The following is a 17,719-nucleotide window of genomic DNA, read 5'->3' on the forward strand; positions in this document are numbered from 1 at the left end:
CTGGCTCGTCCAGATCAGTCGTCGTCGATCGGTGCCGTCGCGGAGTCGCCGTCCTCCTGCCCGGAGGACGCCGAGCCGTTCGTCGCGTCGACAGCGAAGTTCGGCGGCGTCTCACCGTCTGCGATCGACGGGCCGCCCTCGACGGTGGGGTCGAACAGCCGGAGAGCGGTCTGAATGGTCGTCCAGTCGTCCTCGGCGGCGGCGTCCCGGAGGCTGCTCGTCGGCGCGGCCAGCAGCTTGTTGACGAGCGCGTCGGCCATCGACTCGATCGCCTCGCGCTGGCCGGCGGAGAGGTCGCCGTCGGCCTCGGCCTGCTCGATGGCACGCTGAACCTCGGCGGCCTTGATCGCCTCGGCGCCCTCGTACATCCCGGCGATGACCTCGTCGGCGCGTTTGCGCTTGTAGCGCTCGAGGAGATGGTCGAACTCCGCGTCGATGATGCCCTCGACCTCGACCGCAGCGTCGCGGCGTTTTCGACGAGTGCGATCGGTCACGTCTTCGAGATCGTCGAGGTCGTAGACGGTCACGGACGCGCGGTCGTCGACCGCGGGGTCGACGTCCCGGGGCTGTGCGAGGTCGACGAACGTCGTTTCCGCAGCTCCGGCGGCGTCGTCGCCGTCGATGAGCGGCTCCTCGCTGGCACTGGAGGTGACGACGACGGCGGCCTCCTCGAGAACGGACGGAATCGCCGAGAGACCGTGCGCGCTCGCGTCGGCGTCGACCGCGGCGGCGACGTGTTCTGCGTGTGGAACCGTCCGGTTCACGACGAGTAGCCGGTCGATGCCACGGTTCGCCAGCGCTTTCGCGGTGGCAGTGCCCATCTCGCCGGCCCCGACGACGGCCACGGTGGCGCCGTCGAGGTCGACCTCGTCGGCGGCGAAGGCGGCGGCCGCCGAGCCGAGCGAGACGATCCCCTCGTTGATCTCGGTCTCGGTGCGGACGCGCTCGCCGACGTGGATGGCTTTCGTGATCGCCTCCTCGAGCGTCGGGCCGATCCCGCCGACGCCGCGGGCGTCCTGATAGGCCTCACGAACCTGCCCGAGCACGTGGTCCTCGCCGAGCACGAGCGATTCGAGCCCCGCGGCGACGCGCATGACGTGCCGCAGGCTCTCCTCGTGGTCAAGTCGCGTGACGGCCTCTTCCCGGACCGACGGCGCGAAGTCGTCGAAGGCGGCCCGGCCCTCCGCGGCGTCGGCTGTGACGACGTAGGCCTCCGCACGGTTGCAGGTCTGGATCGCGAACGCCTCCTCGACCTCCTCGCGAGCGGTGAGACAGGCGACCTCGGCGCGCTGGCTCTCCGCACCGGCCTCGGCGATCTCGTCGACCGTGGCACTATCGTGAGCCACGCTGACACCCGTTATGACGCCGGATCCCCCGAGCATTATGTGTGGTTCGACCCCATCATTGTGGGTCCTCGAGGACCTCCGCGAGGAGATCCTCCGTAATCGAATCCGGATTAGCGTCGCCCGCACGTAAACCTGTCCAAACGCGCGAGGATCGGACGGCAGCCCGCACGGCGTCCTGCCGTCGCTCGGTATCGACGTCTTCGGCCCGGAGCCGTTCCCGGAGCTGACCGGTCAGCTCGGCCATCGCACCGGCGCCCTCGATCTCTGGCTCGACGCGCTGGCGAAGCACCCGTGCGAGCGCCGGACTCGTACCGCCGGTCGAGATCGAGACGGTCACCGGATCGTCTCGGATCGTCGCAGGAACGGCCACGTCGTCGAACGGCCGATCGGCACCAGCGGAATCGTCGCCACGATCGTCACCACCCTCGTCCGGGGCGGACGCGCCCTTCGACGACGCCGCAGCGCTCCGATCGGCGCGGTTGACGAGCGCGCCCTGCTCCCTTGCAGCCGTCGCCGCGGCCTCGTTGATCGCCTCGTCGTCGGTCGCGGCGACGACGAGCGCGGGATCGAACCGTTCGACCCACCCCGGCACGGCATCTGGGTCCGGCACGGCCTTGATCAGATCGGCGTCGTCGAACGAGTCCTCGACGAACGCCGGGCTCACGACCACGACGTCTGCTTCGACCGCGAAGTGACGGGCTTTCCGCGCGCCGACGCTGCCGCCACCGAAGATCAGCACCGTCTCGTTCGTGAAATCGTGCGCGAGCGGGATCATGCGTCGGTGGGAGCGTCGGGGTCCGCGGAGTCTGCGTCCGTGGAGTCGGGGGCAGCGGAGTCGGCATCCGCAGAATCGGCGTCAGCAAAGTCGCCGTCGCCGGCCTCGTCGGCGGCCGTCGCCGCGCGCTCGGCGACGTTGATACCGGTCTTCTTGAGAATCTCCGAGGAGAACAGCGTGTCCCACTGCCGGACCTCGGTCAGTTCCTCGATCGTGTTCCTGACCTCCTCGATGCGGGCCTCGCTCTCGGCTTCGGACCGGCCGTGCGTCATCGCGAAGAGGTTGTACGGCCAGACGCCCTCGTGACGCGGGCGTTCGTAGCAGTGAGTGACGAAGGGCAGTGCAGCGACGGTCTCGCCGACCTCGGCCACGTCCTCGCTCGGCACGTCCCAGACCGTCATCCCGTTCTCCGAGTAGCCCAGCGCGTAGTGGTTCGGGACGACCCCGATCCGGCGAATCTTCCCCTCGGCTTCGAAGCGAGCGAGCGTCTCACGCACCCAGGCCGGCGTCTGGCCGAGCTCCTCGGCGACGTCGGCGTAGGGCGTTCGAGTGAGCGGAAGGCCGTCCTGCACCGCTGCGATCAGGTCGAGCTCGTCTGTGGAGAGGCCGTCGGCCGTCGCGTCGTCGCTGGCGTCGGTTGTCGCATCCGCACCGGCTCCGACGTCCGTCAGGTCGATGCCGTCGCCTTCCAGCGGTCCGTCGATCGGGAAATGCGCCGACACCCGGAACTCCTGGAGCTTCGGCAGGTCGTAGGTCTCCTGCCCGGTTTCGGCCTCGATCTCCGCGAGCACCGCCTCGACCCGGTCGGCGTCGGCGACCGAGACGACGAACCAGACGTTGAGGTGGGGATGCTCCCGGGCGTAGTTGTGGGCGACCTCGGGACGGTCGTTGATCGCGTCGACGACCTCGTCGTAGCGCTCCTCGGGGGCGTGGATCGCGACGAGCGTCGCGGTCCCGCCGATCTCGTCGGCGTTCACGAGGGGGCCGAACCGCGAGAGGGTACCGGCCTCGTCCATCGCGGTGATCCGATCGAGCAGCTCGTCGGCGTCGATCTCGATGCCACGCTCCCGGAGAGCGGCGGCCGCCGGCTCGAAGGGGCCGGCGACGACGGGAAACCCGCCCTGGAAAGCGTTGACGATCGCCCGGTCGGGCGTGGCAAGCTCCGCGTTCATGGCCGGCGAAACGGGAGCGAGTGGCATAAGGCGTGCGACCGACCGGAGGGGTCAACTCGATAGATATCATGTCGTAGAGAGGCTTTGGACGGCGAGAATCCGATTTTCGAGATGCCAGAGACGGCGGGAGGCCACGCACAACGAGGAAACGACGAACTGCCGACTACCGATGCAGCAACAGCGCGAACAGCCCGACTGCGGCGACGAGCACGCCAGCGGCGGTGCTCGGCTGACCGGTCCGTGCGAGCAGGTAGACGACCGTCGTCAGGAGGACGATCCCGATCGCTGCGAGGCTGCTCGCACCGGTGTGGACCAGCACGGCCCGGCGGGCGTCGGCGTCCCGTCCGACCTGCTGGCCCAGCCCGATCGCGTGCTCGCCAGCATCCCAGGCCAACACGGCACAGGCCCCACCCAGAAGTGCGAGCGCGGGCGCTGCGCCCAGTGCCGTCGCGAACAACACCCCCGCGAACGACGCGGCGGCGCCCATCGTGTGGAGCCGTCGGTTCCCACGTCGGACGCCGACGATCATCAGGCCCGCCCCGAGAAGCGCCAGCACCGCGGCGGGGATCGCTACCGCGGTCGCCAGAATGGCGATCGTCGCCGGAATGGCGGTGATCGGGACGCCGGGCTCGGGTGCACCGACGTCGAAGGCGTCGTCGCTCACGCGGACCACCGTCGGTTGGATCGAATGATCGCGTGGTCGAAGGGCTCGTCGCGATCCCAGTCGATCGTCGGCAGTCCGGCGTGGCGCGTCGTCGTGATCCGCAGCGATCGCGAGACGGACGCGGTCTGGTGGCCGGCGGTATCATCGACGCAGGAGTCGGGGCTCACGACCGTCGTCAGGTGGCCGTGCGCGTCGAACCGGTAGGCGATCTGGGCGCCGGCGTCGTCGATCATCGGCGAGACGAAGACGACCTGCGTGTCGCTCGCGAGCCGGCTGCGAATCTCGCGGCCAGCGGCGTAGACGTTGGTCGACTCCGCAGGCGGCTCGCGCGAGAAGGCCTCGTGCCGGGCGAGCGTGGTCGTGAGTTCGAGCCGGTGCTCGACGCCCTGCCCCGGCGTGATCCAGCACGGTCGCGGCGAGATCGCAGCGAGGCCGACGGAGTGGCCCGCATCGAACAGCGAGGCTGCGACGGTCCGGGCGGCGTCGACGCAGCGGTCGACGGTCGTCTCGCCGTGGGAATCGTGCGACGCGTAGGCCGCTTTGCGTGCGTCGACGACGATCAGGACGGAGGCGGCGCGCTCCAGGCGGTACTCGACGGTCGTGAGATCCCGCGTTCTGGCGGTTCGCTTCCAGTCGATCCGGGAGAGTGGATCCCCGGCACGGTACTCGCGAGTCGCGTGAAACTCGACGCCGTCGCCGCCCTCCGTCGCGGACGCACGGCCGGTGTATCTCGTCGTCTGGGCGCGCAGCGGAAACGCCGGCGGATCGGCCGGAAACGACGGGACGCAGTCGATGCCGCCGGCCGTTTCGATCTCGACGGCACGTTCCGTGGCACCCGTGACGTCCCGGACGATCGCCACCATCGGATCGAACGCGTGGTCGCCGCGAGTCGCGTCGACCTCGTAGGACAGTTCGAGGGACTCCTCCGGCCGAAGCACTGTGGCCGCCCGTGGCGAACCGCTGACGACCGACAGCCCGTCGGGGACGCCGTCGACGACGCGCAGGTCGGTTAGCGTCCGATCGCCCTCGTTCGTAATCGTCACCGTCACCGAGACCTCGTCGCCGTCTGCCGGCTCCTCGTCGGCGATCGATCGCTCGACGGCGAGGGTCGGATCGGGCGCCGCACCGACCTCGCCGTAGGCGGCGAAGGCAACGCCGAACACGCCGGCGAGCAACGCTGCGGGCTGCTCGATCAGGACGCCGACGCCGATCGCGACGAGCGTCAGAGCGGCGATTCCGCGCCAGCGGTTCGTTCGGCGGAGGCCGGTCGGCACGCCCTTGTCGTCTCGCTCCGATTGCCGCTGCTCGAGGACCTCGTCGGGGAGGTTCTGCGCCGCAGCCGGAACGCTCTGGGCAGTCATCGTTCGCCCTCCACGATGCCGTCGAGGACGTCGATCGTTCGGCGCGCACGGCGGGTGTAGGGGTGGTCGCTACCACGGGACCGGCGGACCGTGTTCGAGAGCTGCTCGCTCACCTCGCTCCCGCCGCCGTACTGGAAGAACTCCCGTGCGACCGGGTCGTCGGTCCAGCTACCGTCGCGGAGTCGCTCCCGGGCGTCGTCCTCGGAGTAGCCGCGGTGGAGTTCGAGGACCTCGATCGCCACGGCCAGCAGTTCGTCACGGCTCTCGGATCGGTAGTACCGGATCGACTCCGTAGAGGTGGCGACCGACCGGAGCCACAGCAGTTCGTCGAACTCGTCGCCGGGGACGGAGACGGGGAGGACTCGCTCGCGGTCGGGGGGACGGTAGCCGTCTTCCTCGGCGTCGATCCACCCCTTCGCCATAACTGCGCCGAGGCCGACGCCGACGAGGCCGACGGTGATCCGGAACCGGTTCTGCACGAGGCTACTCAGGTCGAGTGCGCTAGTGAACACGCTGACGATCCCCAGAATCGCGACGATGGCCGCGACTCCGATGCCGACGGTCACGAGGTCGACACGCGGAAGACGGTCGGTCGCCGCGCTCATCGTTCACCCGAGAGTTTGGCTCGGGCCCGCGCAGCGCGCTCCTCGATCCCGCTCGTCGGTTCGCGATCGCCATACCGCACCGACTCGAACAGCGACGTGATCTCCCGGGCGGCCGCCTCGTCAACGCCGGCATCGACGGCGCTGTCGGCGACCTCCTCTGGCGTGTCCCGGTGGGCGTTGGCGTTCGCCGCGCTGGCGAGTGAGAGCCACGCTTCGTAGACCTCGTTGTCGGCGGGCTGGTTGCTGATGGTCGCGCCACCGACGTTCGATCCACCCGACGTGACGGCGCCCTCACCGGAATCCGGAGCGGCGCGGGACGCAGCACCGTCGTCGTCATCTTCGGCCGACCGCGCGATCAGAAGCAGGACCACCAGTGCCACGATCACGATGGCGACACCGACCGCCGCAGTCAGCTCGACGCCGGTCTCCGAGGCGACGTCGCTTGCTCCCTCCGCCTGCGACGTAACGCCGCCCGGGGTGTCGTCGCCGCCGGACAGCGACAGCAGTTCGAAGAGAAAGTAAAGGGCCAGGAGGCCCAGTCCGAAGAACGCGATCGTCTGGAGCTTCGATTGAACGTACGCGAACAGGTCCGGCCAGTCCCAGCGCGTGATCGCCAACACGAGTGCGACCACGGCGACGAGGAATCCGCCGGCGGCCATGATCCCGATCAGCATCGTGAGAAGGTCACCCGGGAACAGCGGCTCGCTCTGGTCGATCATCGGCGCGAGGCCGCTGCCCTTGTCGGCCCCGGCGCCGGAGCTCGTTCCCCCACCTGCACCGCTGGATCCGCTTCCGCCACCGCTACTGTCGACGGCTGCACCAGCCGCTCCGAGCGCAACGACTGCGAGCAACAACACAACGCCCGCACGCACCCGACGCGTCTCCATGTGCGGATCGGTAGCACAGCCCCCCGTTTGCGTTTTTCGGTTGGGACGACCCCGAAGACGCCTCTGGGCGAGGGGAGTACGCGATCCTGCCAGCTCCGTCTACTGGCCCGCGACGGCCGTCGTCGCGAAGCCGGTCTGCTCGGCCGCCGCCTCCGCGATCGCCTCGCGATCGGCGCTGGCCTCGAAGTAGAAGACGAGGTCGTAGCTACCCGAACGAAGGAGCTGCTGGCACTCCCAGACGAACTCGTCGCCGTCGAGGGTCAGCCCCTGGTGCTGATTCGAGGAGAAGTCGGGGTCGTCGTTGCCCGAGTAGACGTAGGTCTCGGAAGGATCGTGGCCGGCGTGCTCGGCGATTACGTCGCCGACGGCGAGCGTCTCGTCGAGCATCTCGATGTCGTCCTCGCTGGGGAGATCGGTGTGGACGATGAGCCCGTCCAGTTCGATCTCGCCCGGTTCGAGGAGCCGCTGGGTCCGCTGGTAGAGATCAGGATCCGTAACGTCGTCCATACGAGACCCAGACAGCGGCTGCTTTTACCGCTCACGATCCAGCGCTGCCCCGCTCCGCTGATCTGGGGGAGCGCGGCCGCCGGCACGCCCACGGATCGCGCTCGGCCGACTTCCCCACGTGTATCGCAATCCCGTCAGTCCACCATCCCTGGCGGCCTGCGAAAATCGAAGATTTTCGGGCGGCCAGAAGACTCTGTCTTCTGGCAAACTGAAAGGGCGAGGCCGGGTCCGGGAAGCACGGTGAAGCAAGGACCGCAGCCGAGCGAACGAAGTGAGCGAGGCGAGGACCGCAGCGAGCCGCACGAGTCTCGTGAGCGGAGCGAGCGAGACGTCGAGAGTCGCAGCCCGCGCAGGCCGGAGGCCGAGCAGGAACGTCTCTCGGAAGCGGAGCCGGTCTAGGGCTTTCGAGGCAGTCGTTGCTGCGGTTGCGGTCAGTACGACGCCCCCGAATCCCACACCCGTAGCTCACCGAGGCAATAAACGAAGGATCGCGTTTCGCGGGGCGTCGGTCGCTCCCGGTGTCTGGGCCGCTCTCGTCGTGGGATTACAGGCGAGTCAGGTCCTTCGCGCGCGGGCCTTTATCGGCCTGCACGATCTCGAACTCGACCTCCTGACCCTCCTCCAGGTCGGGACCGCCGACGTCCTCCATGTGGAAGAAGACGTCCTCGTCCGAGTCCTCGCTTTCGATAAACCCGTAACCGCCCGAATCGTTGAAGAAGTCGACCGTACCTGTCGGCATTGCAATCTAAACCGTCGCTCCCCAGGTATATAAAATTCCTGCTGATTTCACTCTCAGTCTCTCAGAATGCCGTAGCGCCACTATGAAGCGTAGAGAGGCTCCTTTTCGATAGCGAGGAATCGTCGATCACGCGGCCGGCGGAAACACTAACCGCCGTTGTGTGCTACAGATACCCATGGCCCCCGGTCACGACACATCGACGGGTGGGAGCCCTGAGGAGGGGACGGTGGCAGCGCTCCACGAGGTCGAGCTCGGCTGCGAGTGGCTCCAGCGGGCCAACGGCCACTTGCTGCAGTTCCACCACGCGACTGGGCACGGGATGGACCACCTCGCAGCGGCGGAGGAGCACCTGCGGGCAGCAGGCCACACCGAACTCGCCGACGCGATACGGGACGGGCTGCTACCGAGAGGCGTCGTCGACGACGAGCGGTGGTCCTACGACCTCGTCGAATCCTTCCAGAACGGACTCCTCGCCGACGTGAGCGCCTTCGAGCGGGAGGCGCGGGACGAACTGGCCGCAGGAGACCGCCACGTTGCGGAGCGATTGCAGGAACAACGCTGGAAGGAGCGGCGGGACGAGTAACCGACCGGCGTAGACGATCGAGCACGCACGAGAGGCGAGACACCGGGAAGCGGCGCCACTTTAGTCCTGGCAGCCGACGTGTTTGTCATGATCGACGTCGACCTCTCCGGGCGAACCGTGCTTGTGACCGGAAGCGCCCGCGGACTCGGCCGTGCGATGGCGGTCGCCTGCGCAGCGAAGGGCGCATCGGTCGCGATCCACTACAACACGAGCGAAGACGCGGCCGAGGCTGCCGCCGAGGAAGCTCGCGACGCGGCACCCAGCCTCGACGGCGCTACAGAGGGTACTGCCAGTAGCGTCACTAGGGTCCAGGGCGACGTCACCGATCCCGAAGAGGTCGCGGTGCTCTTCGAGCGGGTCGAGGCCGAGCTCGGCCCAGTCGACGTGCTCGTCAACAACGTCGGCGCGTTCGCGCCGACCCACTGGTCGGAGATCGATTACGAGACCTGGCGAGACGTCTTCGCGACGAACGTCGACGCGACCTACCTCTGCTCGAAGCGCGCACTCCCCGCCATGCGAGAGCAGGGGTACGGCCGGATCGTCAACATCGGCTACGCCTCCGCTGACAGGGGGCTGGTCAGCCCGAAAAACTTCCCGTACTTCGCGGCGAAGGCCAGCGTGTTGATGTTCACGCGGATGCTCGCCGCCGATACCAGCGACGACGGCATCACCGTCAACGCAATTTCGCCGTACGTGATCGAGAACTCCGAGGAGTTTCCCGAGACGCTTCCACGGGATCGCCCCGCAGCGTTCGAGGATCTGATCCAGGCACTGTACTTCTTCCTCGATCCCGGGAGCGACTACGTCAGTGGCGAGAACGTCGAAGTCGACGGTGGTTGGCTTCCCGAACGGGTGTAGCTCGCCCGAAGCGGGCCCGGTTCGTCGCCGTCGATCGAACGGCGCCCAGCCGCCCCGAACGCGGGGCTTTTGCACTGGACTCCCGAACGAAGAGAACGTGACAGAACGCGTCGCCATCGTCGGCGCCGGAGCCGCTGGCGCTGCGACGGCCTACGGACTCCGTGACGCCGATGCCGCAGTGACGCTCTACGAGCGACGGCGCGAGGCCGGCGGCCGCGCAACGACCAGTCGTCGCGGGCAGTGCGTCTACGACGTCGGCGCGAACTATCTCTCCGTGGAGAGCGAGCGAGTGCAGACGCTCGTCGACGGCCCGCTCGCCGACGATCTGGTCGCGGTCGACGGCGAGGTCTGGACCGTCGACGCGGACGGCGACGTTTCTCCCGGGCGCGACACCGACGAGCCGAAACTGACGGGGCGCGACGGCGTCGCCTCGATCGCGAGTACGCTCCTCCAATCCGCCGACGCGACGGTCCACTGGGAGACCGACGTCGTCGGCGTTCACCGATCGGACGACGGCCGCTGGACGCTGGAGACTGGGCCCACAGGATCCCGGTTGGACGACGACGGGGCCGATGAGCTGGCGACGGTCGAGGCCGAATCGGCCGAATTCGATCGCGTGGTCCTCACCCCACCGGCGCCGACGACCGCCGAACTCCTCCTTGACGTTCCCGTTGCCGACGGCCTCCGCGAGGCAGCTCGCTCCGTGGAGTTTCGACCGATCACGACCGTCGCCGCCAGATACGAACGACCCCTGGAGTGGCCCTACTACGCACTCGTCGACGTGTCGAAGACGCGGGATCTGGGCTGGGTCGCCCGAGAAGAGTGCAAGCCAGGCCACGTCGACGGCGGATCGCTCCTGATCCTGCAAGCCAGCTCCGAGTGGTCGCGAACGTACCGGCGAGCAGACGACGATCTGGTGGCCGAGGACGCCACGGCTCTGGTCGCCGAGCTCGTCGACGAGCCAGCCCTCGCGTCCCCAGACTGGACGGACGTCGTCCGGTGGCGGTACGCGCTCACCGACGACGGGCTCGCACCGGGAGTCCAGAGTGACCCGGCAGCCGCCGGCCTCCGCGTCGCTGGCGACTGGGTCGAGGGCGAGTCGCGGATCGATGCTGCACTCCGGAGTGGACTCGAGACGGCAGCTCAGCTCGGGGACTGAGACTCGAGGCCGCCGTTTGGCTACGTGCCGTGCAATGACCGATCTGAGCTACTGCTGAGAAGTCTGGACAAAAAACGGCCGAAAAGTGAGTCGCCGGTCGACACTCAGCGTCGGCGGGAGAGGATCCCGACCGCCGCGAGTGCACCGAGCAGTGCTGCCACGACGCCGAAGCCGGGCGAGCCGTCACCGGTACCGCCGTCGTCGCTGTCGTTGCCTGTCTCGTTGCCGCCGCCGTCGCCGGAAGAGCCCGCGATCCCGGTGACCGTTTTGGAGTCGGCGCTGAGACCGTCGTACTCGGCGCTGACGTCGAGATCGCCTTCGCTCGGGATCTCCACGTTCGCGACGCCCTGAGCGTCGGTCTCGCCGGAGCTCTCACCGGCGACGGAGACGCTCGCGCCCTCGACGGGACGGTCGTACTCGTCGGTGACTTCGACGCGGAGGGTCTCCCCGACGACGACGCGCTCGTTGCCGAGCGAGAGCGAGATCGACGGCTCTCGGGTGACGTTGAAGGTCACCTGTTCGTCGCTCTCGCCGGTGTTCAGGCTCGTCGAGACGGTGCTGTAGTTCTCCTTCGTGATCTCGACGTCGTAGTTCCGGTTGACGTCGAGGATGACCGAACGGATCTCGTCCGTACGCGTCGTCGTGCTCTTTTCCGTTTCACCGTCGAGCGTGATCGCGACGTTCGCGCTCACCTGCCCCGGTCCTTCCGGCGTCGGGTCGCTGGTGACGAGACCGACCGTCACCTCGCCAGCTTCGATCTCGATGGTCTCGTTCGTCGTGCCAGTGAGTTCGACACTCTGCTCGGTGTCGTAGTAGCCCGGCTCTTTGACGCTGATAGTGTAGGTGCCGGCCTCTACCTGGTCGGAGGCGAAGACGCCGTCGGCGTCGGTATCGCCTTTGGCCGAGACGGCGCTCTGCCCGTTCTTCCGGAACCGGACCGTCGCTCCCTCGACGGGCTCGCCGTTCGTGTCGACGATGGTGATCTCGCCGGTCGCTGGCTCGTACATCGTCGTTTCGACGGTCTGACCCGACGAGGCGTCGCTGAACTCGTGGACGACGTTCTTGACGTAGTCGTCGTGAGAGAGTGTGATCGTGCCGTCGGCGCCAGCGGCCACGTCGAAGTACACACGGCCGTTGCCGGTGGTCGTCTTCGTCTGCGAGGTTCCGCCCGCCTCGACCGTCGCCTCGGCGCCACCGATGGCGTCACCCTCCGGCGTCGTGACGACGAGTTCGATGGTCACCTCCTCGGAGTCCTGTGCCGCACCGCTGCCTGCCGCCGCCAACCCCGCTGCGCCCACGAGAGCAGCGAGCAGGACGGCGGCAGCGACGATCGTCGTTCGTAGCATTATGACAGACCATGGTGTGGTGTAACTTAAATTGGGGCGCTCGCAGGGCGCCGTACGTCGGTCGATCAGCCCCGATCCGTCTCGGAATCTTCCGTCCAGAAAGTGGTCGTCCAGCGACCAGCAGTCCGTCCAGATTCGTCTCGGCGCCTGCGGCGCCGCGCTCGGCGCTACCGATCGAGCCCGTATTCGATGGCGAACAGCAGGATCGTCCCCAGCACGGGAAACGCGATGCCGGAGAGACGCGGGAGACCGTACAGCGCCTCGAGGACCGGGGCGAGCACGCCGCTTGGCGACTCGCGCAGGTCCGCCGGCGCGGAGACCACCAGCGCGAGATAAACGGAGAGGACGTAAACGAACCCGGCGAGGCCGAACGCGAACTGCCGTTCCGGGCGGCCCTCGCGGTGCCGGCGCACGACGAACAACATCGGTACCACGATGGTCGCCACGACGACGAGACCGACGAGCCAAAGCAGCCCGATGCCGATCCGCTGGAGCGGCCCGCCGCCGGAGTCGGCGATCTCGACGACCCAGACCGGCAGCGCGAGGACGAACACCATGCCGACGAACAGCGCGAGCAGGCTCCCGATCGCCGCGTAGCTGCGGAACAGTCGCGACTCGCCCCGAACGATGGCGTATTTCACGGCCCCGACGACGACGCTTCGCGAGCGGGGCACCTCGTCACTCATCGCGAGCGGGTTCGGCGGGTTCGGGGTTAAGACCGACGATCCGACGTGCAGCGTCGACCGGCGTCCCGTTTCGGGGCGAACCGCCGCAGACTGGCGAAGCGCTGGACTCTGGCGTCCAGCGAAACGGAGCGCTCGTTCGACCCCGCCGACAGCGCCCGCCCGGCGGTTTCGATACGCCTTTCGGCACACGGTCCGGAGCACGACGGGATGACGCTTCGCGTGACGTTCCTGGGGACCGGCGGTGCGGTGCCGACGACGGAGCGCAACCCCAGTTCGATCCTCGTCAACCGTGAGGGCGACCGCCATCTCTTCGACTGTGGCGAGGGGACCCAGCGCCAGCTCATGCATTTCGGTGCCGGGTTCGACGTCGGGCACATCTTCGTCACGCATCTCCACGGCGACCACGTCTACGGACTTCCAGGGCTGCTCGAGACGCTCGATTTCAACGATCGCGAAACAGCTCTGACGATCCACGTGCCACCGGGCACGAAGAGCGACGTCCGGAAGTTCCTCGGTGCACTGGGCGGCACCCCCTCCTTCCCGCTCCGGCTCTCGACGGTCCAGCCCGAGAGCGTCGTCCTGCGCCGCGAGGAGTACGAGATCCGATCCTTCGACGTCGATCACCACACGACGGCAGTCGGGTACGCGCTGATCGAAGACGATCGGAAGGGGCGATTCGACCGCGACCGCGCGGAGGAGCTCGGCGTGCCCGTCGGCCCCGCATTCTCCCAGCTCCACGACGGCCAGGCCGTCGAACTCGACGACGGCCGGACGATCGAGCCCGAGCAGGTCGTCGGCGAGCCACGGCCCGGACGGACGCTGGTCTACACCGGCGACACGCGACCGCAGGATCGGACTGTCGAGATCGCAGACGGTGCCGACCTGCTGATTCACGACGCGACGTTCGCCGACGACCGCGCCGGTCGGGCGCGAAAGACCGGGCATTCGACGGCCAGAGAGGCCGGCGAGATCGCGGCGCGTGCCGACGTCCGGAAGCTCGCCTTGACCCACATCTCCTCGCGATACGCCCACGACGTTGCCGGCCACGAAACCGAGGCCAGGGCAGCCTTCGAGGGCGAGGCGTTCGTTCCCGACGACGGCGACGTGGTCGACCTGCCGTTCCCAGACGCGACGGAACACTGACGCTGATCGGCAGCCCAGGCCCAGCAGCATCGGTCCAGAGGCTATGCGTCCGTCGGTCGGTCCCACTTTCGCACCGCTTCTCGCTCGCTCATGCACTGCCAGCCCGAGCTGTCGGCCGGACTCGACGGGTGTGTCAACCAGACACAATGCCGTGCCGCCGCGCGTTTTATTGGGCCAGAGACGGTAGTCCGTGTGTACCAATGCCACTGGGCCTGGAGTCCGGCGTCTGGCTGTGGGTGGCAGCAGCGGGATTCGCACTCGGTCACCTGCTCGTCCTGGCGTACTTCGTGCGCGGGAACGTGGGACGCTCCGAGCCGTCAGTGAACGCGCCCCCGGAGTTTTCGGCGGAGGCTGGACCGGGGCAATCGAGCGACGCCGAGATCCGGGGCCGCGGCGACGGCGAGTCGAGACCGACGCGCGAACTCAGCCACGGAGCGGTCACCGACGGAGACGGCCCCAGCGGTGGATCCGGCGAACTGCCGCCGATCGAACGGGACCGGATCGTGCAGTGCCCGCATTGTGGCGTCAAGAACGCGGCCGAGTTTCGGTTCTGTCGCTTCTGCGTCGGCGAACTGATGGGCGGGACGACGCTGGCCGACGGCAGTGAGGCCTCGCGGGACGGGCAGGCGTTCTGATTCTGCAGAGTGTTCCGGCGACGGTCACCGCGACGGCCATCCCCTGACAAATCGACGGTGTTTACAGGCCGGCCGTCGCACCGCTCCGTATGGACGACCGTACTTACACTGCTGACGCCGACCCCGGCACGACCGCCACCGTTGCCGGGTGGGTCCACGAGGTCCGCGACCTCGGGGGCATCGCATTCGTAATCGTCCGGGACGCGACCGGCCGCATTCAGGTGAAAGTCGAGAAGGGCGAGATCGACGAGGACCTGGAGGAGCTGGCCACCGAAGTCACGCGAGAGAGCGTGGTTCGCGTGACCGGACCGGTCGAGGAAGAGGAGCGCGCGCCGACCGGCGTCGAAATGACGATCGATTCCTTCGAGGTCGTCGCCGAGGCCGAGCCCGAGCTCCCGCTCGACCCCTCCGGCAAGGTCGACGCCGACCTCTCGACGCGACTGGACAACCGCACGCTGGACACCCGCAAGCCCGAGGTCCGCGCGATCTTCGAGATCCGTTCGACGGTCCTCGAGGCCGTCCGCGAGGAGTTCCGCGACCTCCACTGCACGGAGATCACGACTCCGAAGATCGTCGCGACCGGCACCGAGGGCGGGACGGAGCTGTTCCCGATCACCTACTTCGGGCAGGAAGCGTTCATGAACCAGAGCCCGCAGCTGTTCAAGCAGCTCGCCTCCGGCGGCGGCTTCGAGCGCGTCTTCGAGATCGGCCCGATCTTCCGCGCGGAGGAGCACAACACGCCCCGACACCTCAACGAGGCGACATCGATCGACTTCGAGGGCGCGTTCTGTGACGCTCCCGACGCAATGGACGTCGCAGAATCGATCGTCACGGCGGCCTACGAGGCCGTCGCCGAGAACTGCCAGCGAGAGCTCGAACAGCTCGAGCTCGCAGACGAGTTTGCCGCCCCCGATGGCGACTTCCCCCGGCTCACCTACGAGGAGGCCATCGAGCGCGTCAACGCGACCGGCGAGCTCGACGAGCAGCTCGTCTGGGGCGACGACCTCTCGACGGAAGCCGAGCGCGCGCTCGGCGAGGCCGTCGGCGAGCACTACTTCATCACGAACTGGCCAAGCGAGGTCAAGCCGTTCTACATCAAGGACACCGACGAGGACCCACAGGAGTCCACCGGCTTCGACCTGATGCACCCGGTCATGGAGCTCGTCTCCGGCGGGCAGCGCGAACACCGACACGACGCGCTCGTCGAGGGATTCGAGCAGCAGGGCCTCGACCCCGCGCAGTTCGAGTACTACACGAAGATGTTCAAATACGGCATGCCGCCTCACGCCGGCTTCGGCCTCGGTGCCGAGCGCCTCGTGATGACGATGCTGGATCTGGACAACATTCGGGAGACGGTTCTGTTCCCGCGAGACCGGCAACGGCTGTCGCCGTAGGCGACGCCGTTGTCCGTCGAGCGGGAGCTCGAGAGACGAGTGGAGCGAGTCTCTCGGTGTTCTCGTGAGCGACCGTAGGGAGCGAACGAGCATTCGTCACGAGCGAAGCGACGTGACGCAATGCCCGCGGGATCGCCAGCGTCTGAGCCCGTAGGACGAAGTCGTTGGGAGCCAGCGAGGCGAGCGGAGCGAGTCTCGCCGGACCGGCAACGACTGAGCCCGTAACGGACAGACGCTCGTCACTACTTCCTTCACCGACTCTACGCCGAGCAGCTGCCGCTCCGACTCGCCATCGCCACGCGACCGCCCGACACACCTTCGGGACGTTTATGCCCGCTACCGCACACGATTCGCCTAATGACCGACGAGGACGCCCAGGAGCTGGGCATCACCGAATCGAAGGAGCACGCCACCGGCGACTGGTACGCCGAGGTCGTCCAGAAGGCCGGCATCGCAGATTACGCGCCGATGGGCGGGTTCATCGTCACGCGGCCCCGCGGGTGGGCGCTCTGGGAGTCGCTGAAGGACCACCTCGACGCGAAGTTCAAGGCGACCGGCGTCGACAACGCCTACTTCCCGCTGTTCATCCCCGAGTCCTACCTCGAGAAGGAGAAGGACGTCGTCGAGGGGTTCGACCCCGAGGTCGCCTGGGTGACCCACGGTGGCCACGACGAGCTGGAGGAGCGCCTCGCCGTGCGACCCACCAGCGAGTCGATCATCGCGCCGTTCATGGCCCAGTGGACGCGCTCGCATCGCGACCTCCCGATGCGGCTGAACCAGTGGTGTTCGGTCGTCCGATGGGAGGCCACGGAGACGAAGCCGTTCTTCCGGACAAAGGAGTTCTGCTGGCAGGAGGGCCACACCGCCCACGAGACCGCCGAGGAGGCCTGGGAGGAGACGATGCTCCGCCTCGACCAGTACGAGGAGACCTACGAGGAGCTGCTGGCCATGCCCGTCCTCCGCGGGCGCAAGCCCGACCACGACAAGTTCCCGGGTGCCGAGACGACGACGACCGTCGAGGCGCTGATGCCCGACGGCAAGTCCGTCCAGGGCGGCACCAGCCACGATCTGGGCACCTCCTTCGCGGAAGCGTTCGACATCACGTACACCGACGAGGACGAGGCCGAGGCGACCGCCCATACGACCTCCTGGGGCCTGTCGTGGCGCGCACTCGGAGCGCTCATCATGACCCACAGCGACGATCAGGGGCTCGTCCTTCCCCCGGCGATCGCACCCACACAGGTCGCGATCGTCCCCATCTGGCAAGAGGACACCCGCGAGGAGGTCCTCGACTACGCTGACGAACTCGCCGCCGATCTCGAGGACGCGGGCCTGCGCGTCGACCTCGACGACCGCGATACGCGGAATCCCGGCTTCAAGTTCAACGAGCACGAGCTCCACGGAGTACCGCTCCGCATCGAGATCGGCCCCAACGAGGTCGAGGACGGTGAGGCGACGCTCGTTCACCGGCCCGACGGCGAATCCGTCGTCGCGGATCGCGAGACGGCGGTCGACGACGTGGACGATGCACTCGACGACGTCTACGCGAAGCTCTACGACGCCGCCGAGGAGAACCTCGAAATGAACGTCCGCGAGGCCGACGAGCCCAACCAGATCCTCGGCACCATCGGCCAGCACGGCGGCTACGTCAAGTGTGGCTGGTGTGGCGACGAGGCCTGCGAGACCGTGATCAAGGACGAGATCGCCGCGGAGATCGTGATGGTTCCCCTCGACGAGGACGAGGAGCCGATCCACGAGGACTGTGCAATGTGTGGCGACGAGGCGCTGGAGACGGCCTACTTCGCGCGAACGTACTGAGACAACTGTGTCCCCGGGGCGGATTCGCGTTGTAGAATTGG

General features: G+C 67.9%; 18 protein-coding genes. 7 read left to right on the forward strand and 11 right to left on the reverse strand.

The features are described from left to right. Positions 1-14: 14 nt before the first annotated feature. The 9 genes from hemA to MXF70_RS00920 form a co-directional block, all read right to left on the reverse strand. Positions 15-1,382 carry a glutamyl-tRNA reductase gene (gene hemA / locus MXF70_RS00880; RefSeq protein WP_375140823.1) on the reverse strand — a complete coding sequence of 456 codons (1,368 nt, stop codon included), beginning with the start codon at positions 1,380-1,382 and terminating at the stop codon, positions 15-17. A 19-nt stretch (positions 1,383-1,401) separates the two neighbouring features. Continuing rightward, positions 1,402-2,121, reverse strand: a complete 720-nt coding sequence (locus MXF70_RS00885) for a precorrin-2 dehydrogenase/sirohydrochlorin ferrochelatase family protein (RefSeq protein WP_248516703.1) — start codon at positions 2,119-2,121, stop codon at positions 1,402-1,404. Further along, entirely contained in the window at positions 2,118-3,293 is a 1,176-nt protein-coding gene (gene ahbB / locus MXF70_RS00890; protein WP_248516704.1) for a siroheme decarboxylase subunit beta, read from the reverse strand. Before ahbB ends, MXF70_RS00885 begins: the two co-directional genes overlap by 4 nt. A gap of 163 nt (positions 3,294-3,456) precedes the next feature. Continuing rightward, positions 3,457-3,957: a DUF7519 family protein gene (locus tag MXF70_RS00895; protein ID WP_248516705.1), complete on the reverse strand. Its 501-nt coding sequence runs from the start codon at positions 3,955-3,957 to the stop codon at positions 3,457-3,459. Beyond that, positions 3,954-5,318: a DUF58 domain-containing protein gene (locus MXF70_RS00900; RefSeq protein ID WP_248516706.1), complete on the reverse strand. Its 1,365-nt coding sequence runs from the start codon at positions 5,316-5,318 to the stop codon at positions 3,954-3,956. Before MXF70_RS00900 ends, MXF70_RS00895 begins: the two co-directional genes overlap by 4 nt. After that, the gene (locus tag MXF70_RS00905) at positions 5,315-5,923 is read right to left on the reverse strand and encodes a DUF7269 family protein (RefSeq protein ID WP_248516707.1); all 609 of its coding nucleotides are present in this window, start codon (positions 5,921-5,923) and stop codon (positions 5,315-5,317) included. Before MXF70_RS00905 ends, MXF70_RS00900 begins: the two co-directional genes overlap by 4 nt. Next, positions 5,920-6,810 carry a DUF4129 domain-containing protein gene (locus MXF70_RS00910; protein WP_248516708.1) on the reverse strand — a complete coding sequence of 297 codons (891 nt, stop codon included), beginning with the start codon at positions 6,808-6,810 and terminating at the stop codon, positions 5,920-5,922. Before MXF70_RS00910 ends, MXF70_RS00905 begins: the two co-directional genes overlap by 4 nt. Before the next feature lie 99 nt (positions 6,811-6,909). Next, positions 6,910-7,317, reverse strand: coding sequence for a DUF5778 family protein (locus tag MXF70_RS00915; RefSeq protein ID WP_248516709.1), 408 nt, complete (start codon positions 7,315-7,317; stop codon positions 6,910-6,912). Between the two features lie 544 nt (positions 7,318-7,861). Then, positions 7,862-8,056 (reverse strand): cold-shock protein, encoded by a 195-nt coding sequence (locus MXF70_RS00920; RefSeq protein ID WP_248516710.1) that lies wholly within the window; start codon positions 8,054-8,056, stop codon positions 7,862-7,864. 175 nt (positions 8,057-8,231) lie between these two features. Here MXF70_RS00920 and MXF70_RS00925 point away from each other — a divergent pair, with 175 nt between their 5' ends. From MXF70_RS00925 to MXF70_RS00935, 3 genes are all read left to right on the forward strand, one after another. Next, positions 8,232-8,639 (forward strand): hypothetical protein, encoded by a 408-nt coding sequence (locus MXF70_RS00925; RefSeq protein WP_248516711.1) that lies wholly within the window; start codon positions 8,232-8,234, stop codon positions 8,637-8,639. An 87-nt stretch (positions 8,640-8,726) separates the two neighbouring features. Next, positions 8,727-9,497, forward strand: a complete 771-nt coding sequence (locus MXF70_RS00930) for an SDR family NAD(P)-dependent oxidoreductase (RefSeq protein WP_248516712.1) — start codon at positions 8,727-8,729, stop codon at positions 9,495-9,497. A 97-nt stretch (positions 9,498-9,594) separates the two neighbouring features. Then, positions 9,595-10,656: an NAD(P)/FAD-dependent oxidoreductase gene (locus tag MXF70_RS00935; RefSeq protein WP_248516713.1), complete on the forward strand. Its 1,062-nt coding sequence runs from the start codon at positions 9,595-9,597 to the stop codon at positions 10,654-10,656. Positions 10,657-10,760: 104 nt separating this feature from the next. On the opposite strand, the gene MXF70_RS00940 is transcribed toward MXF70_RS00935, so the two are convergent. Continuing rightward, positions 10,761-12,002, reverse strand: a complete 1,242-nt coding sequence (locus tag MXF70_RS00940) for a carboxypeptidase-like regulatory domain-containing protein (protein WP_248516714.1) — start codon at positions 12,000-12,002, stop codon at positions 10,761-10,763. A 167-nt stretch (positions 12,003-12,169) separates the two neighbouring features. Then, on the reverse strand, positions 12,170-12,688 hold the full coding sequence (locus MXF70_RS00945) for a DUF8056 family protein (protein WP_248516715.1): 519 nt from the start codon (positions 12,686-12,688) through the stop codon (positions 12,170-12,172). 207 nt (positions 12,689-12,895) lie between these two features. Here MXF70_RS00945 and rnz point away from each other — a divergent pair, with 207 nt between their 5' ends. From rnz to proS, 4 genes are all read left to right on the forward strand, one after another. Then, the gene (gene rnz, locus MXF70_RS00950; RefSeq protein ID WP_248516716.1) at positions 12,896-13,831 is read left to right on the forward strand and encodes a ribonuclease Z; all 936 of its coding nucleotides are present in this window, start codon (positions 12,896-12,898) and stop codon (positions 13,829-13,831) included. Positions 13,832-14,031: 200 nt separating this feature from the next. Continuing rightward, positions 14,032-14,466 (forward strand): DUF7577 domain-containing protein, encoded by a 435-nt coding sequence (locus tag MXF70_RS00955; RefSeq protein WP_248516717.1) that lies wholly within the window; start codon positions 14,032-14,034, stop codon positions 14,464-14,466. Positions 14,467-14,555: 89 nt separating this feature from the next. Next, positions 14,556-15,860 (forward strand): aspartate--tRNA(Asn) ligase, encoded by a 1,305-nt coding sequence (gene aspS, locus MXF70_RS00960; RefSeq protein ID WP_248516718.1) that lies wholly within the window; start codon positions 14,556-14,558, stop codon positions 15,858-15,860. Positions 15,861-16,217: 357 nt separating this feature from the next. Continuing rightward, complete coding sequence (gene proS / locus MXF70_RS00965) at positions 16,218-17,678, forward strand: proline--tRNA ligase (RefSeq protein WP_248516719.1); 1,461 nt, start codon at positions 16,218-16,220, stop codon at positions 17,676-17,678. Positions 17,679-17,719: the final 41 nt, after the last annotated feature.

The sequence above is a fragment of the Salinarchaeum laminariae genome (assembly GCF_023204835.1).
GTDB lineage: Archaea > Halobacteriota > Halobacteria > Halobacteriales > Salinarchaeaceae > Salinarchaeum > Salinarchaeum laminariae.

Excerpts from the sequence above, each read along its gene's own strand:
- hemA (WP_375140823.1), bottom strand. The coding sequence starts at position 1,382 with ATGCTCGGGGGATCCGGCGTCATAACGGGTGTCAGCGTGGCTCACGAT.
- MXF70_RS00885 (WP_248516703.1), bottom strand. The coding sequence starts at position 2,121 with ATGATCCCGCTCGCGCACGATTTCACGAACGAGACGGTGCTGATCTTC.
- ahbB (WP_248516704.1), bottom strand. The coding sequence starts at position 3,293 with ATGAACGCGGAGCTTGCCACGCCCGACCGGGCGATCGTCAACGCTTTC.
- MXF70_RS00900 (WP_248516706.1), bottom strand. The coding sequence starts at position 5,318 with ATGACTGCCCAGAGCGTTCCGGCTGCGGCGCAGAACCTCCCCGACGAG.
- MXF70_RS00905 (WP_248516707.1), bottom strand. The coding sequence starts at position 5,923 with ATGAGCGCGGCGACCGACCGTCTTCCGCGTGTCGACCTCGTGACCGTC.
- MXF70_RS00910 (WP_248516708.1), bottom strand. The coding sequence starts at position 6,810 with ATGGAGACGCGTCGGGTGCGTGCGGGCGTTGTGTTGTTGCTCGCAGTC.
- MXF70_RS00915 (WP_248516709.1), bottom strand. The coding sequence starts at position 7,317 with ATGGACGACGTTACGGATCCTGATCTCTACCAGCGGACCCAGCGGCTC.
- MXF70_RS00920 (WP_248516710.1), bottom strand. The coding sequence starts at position 8,056 with ATGCCGACAGGTACGGTCGACTTCTTCAACGATTCGGGCGGTTACGGG.
- MXF70_RS00925 (WP_248516711.1), top strand. The coding sequence starts at position 8,232 with ATGGCCCCCGGTCACGACACATCGACGGGTGGGAGCCCTGAGGAGGGG.
- MXF70_RS00930 (WP_248516712.1), top strand. The coding sequence starts at position 8,727 with ATGATCGACGTCGACCTCTCCGGGCGAACCGTGCTTGTGACCGGAAGC.
- MXF70_RS00940 (WP_248516714.1), bottom strand. The coding sequence starts at position 12,002 with ATGCTACGAACGACGATCGTCGCTGCCGCCGTCCTGCTCGCTGCTCTC.
- MXF70_RS00945 (WP_248516715.1), bottom strand. The coding sequence starts at position 12,688 with ATGAGTGACGAGGTGCCCCGCTCGCGAAGCGTCGTCGTCGGGGCCGTG.
- rnz (WP_248516716.1), top strand. The coding sequence starts at position 12,896 with ATGACGCTTCGCGTGACGTTCCTGGGGACCGGCGGTGCGGTGCCGACG.
- MXF70_RS00955 (WP_248516717.1), top strand. The coding sequence starts at position 14,032 with ATGCCACTGGGCCTGGAGTCCGGCGTCTGGCTGTGGGTGGCAGCAGCG.
- aspS (WP_248516718.1), top strand. The coding sequence starts at position 14,556 with ATGGACGACCGTACTTACACTGCTGACGCCGACCCCGGCACGACCGCC.
- proS (WP_248516719.1), top strand. The coding sequence starts at position 16,218 with ATGACCGACGAGGACGCCCAGGAGCTGGGCATCACCGAATCGAAGGAG.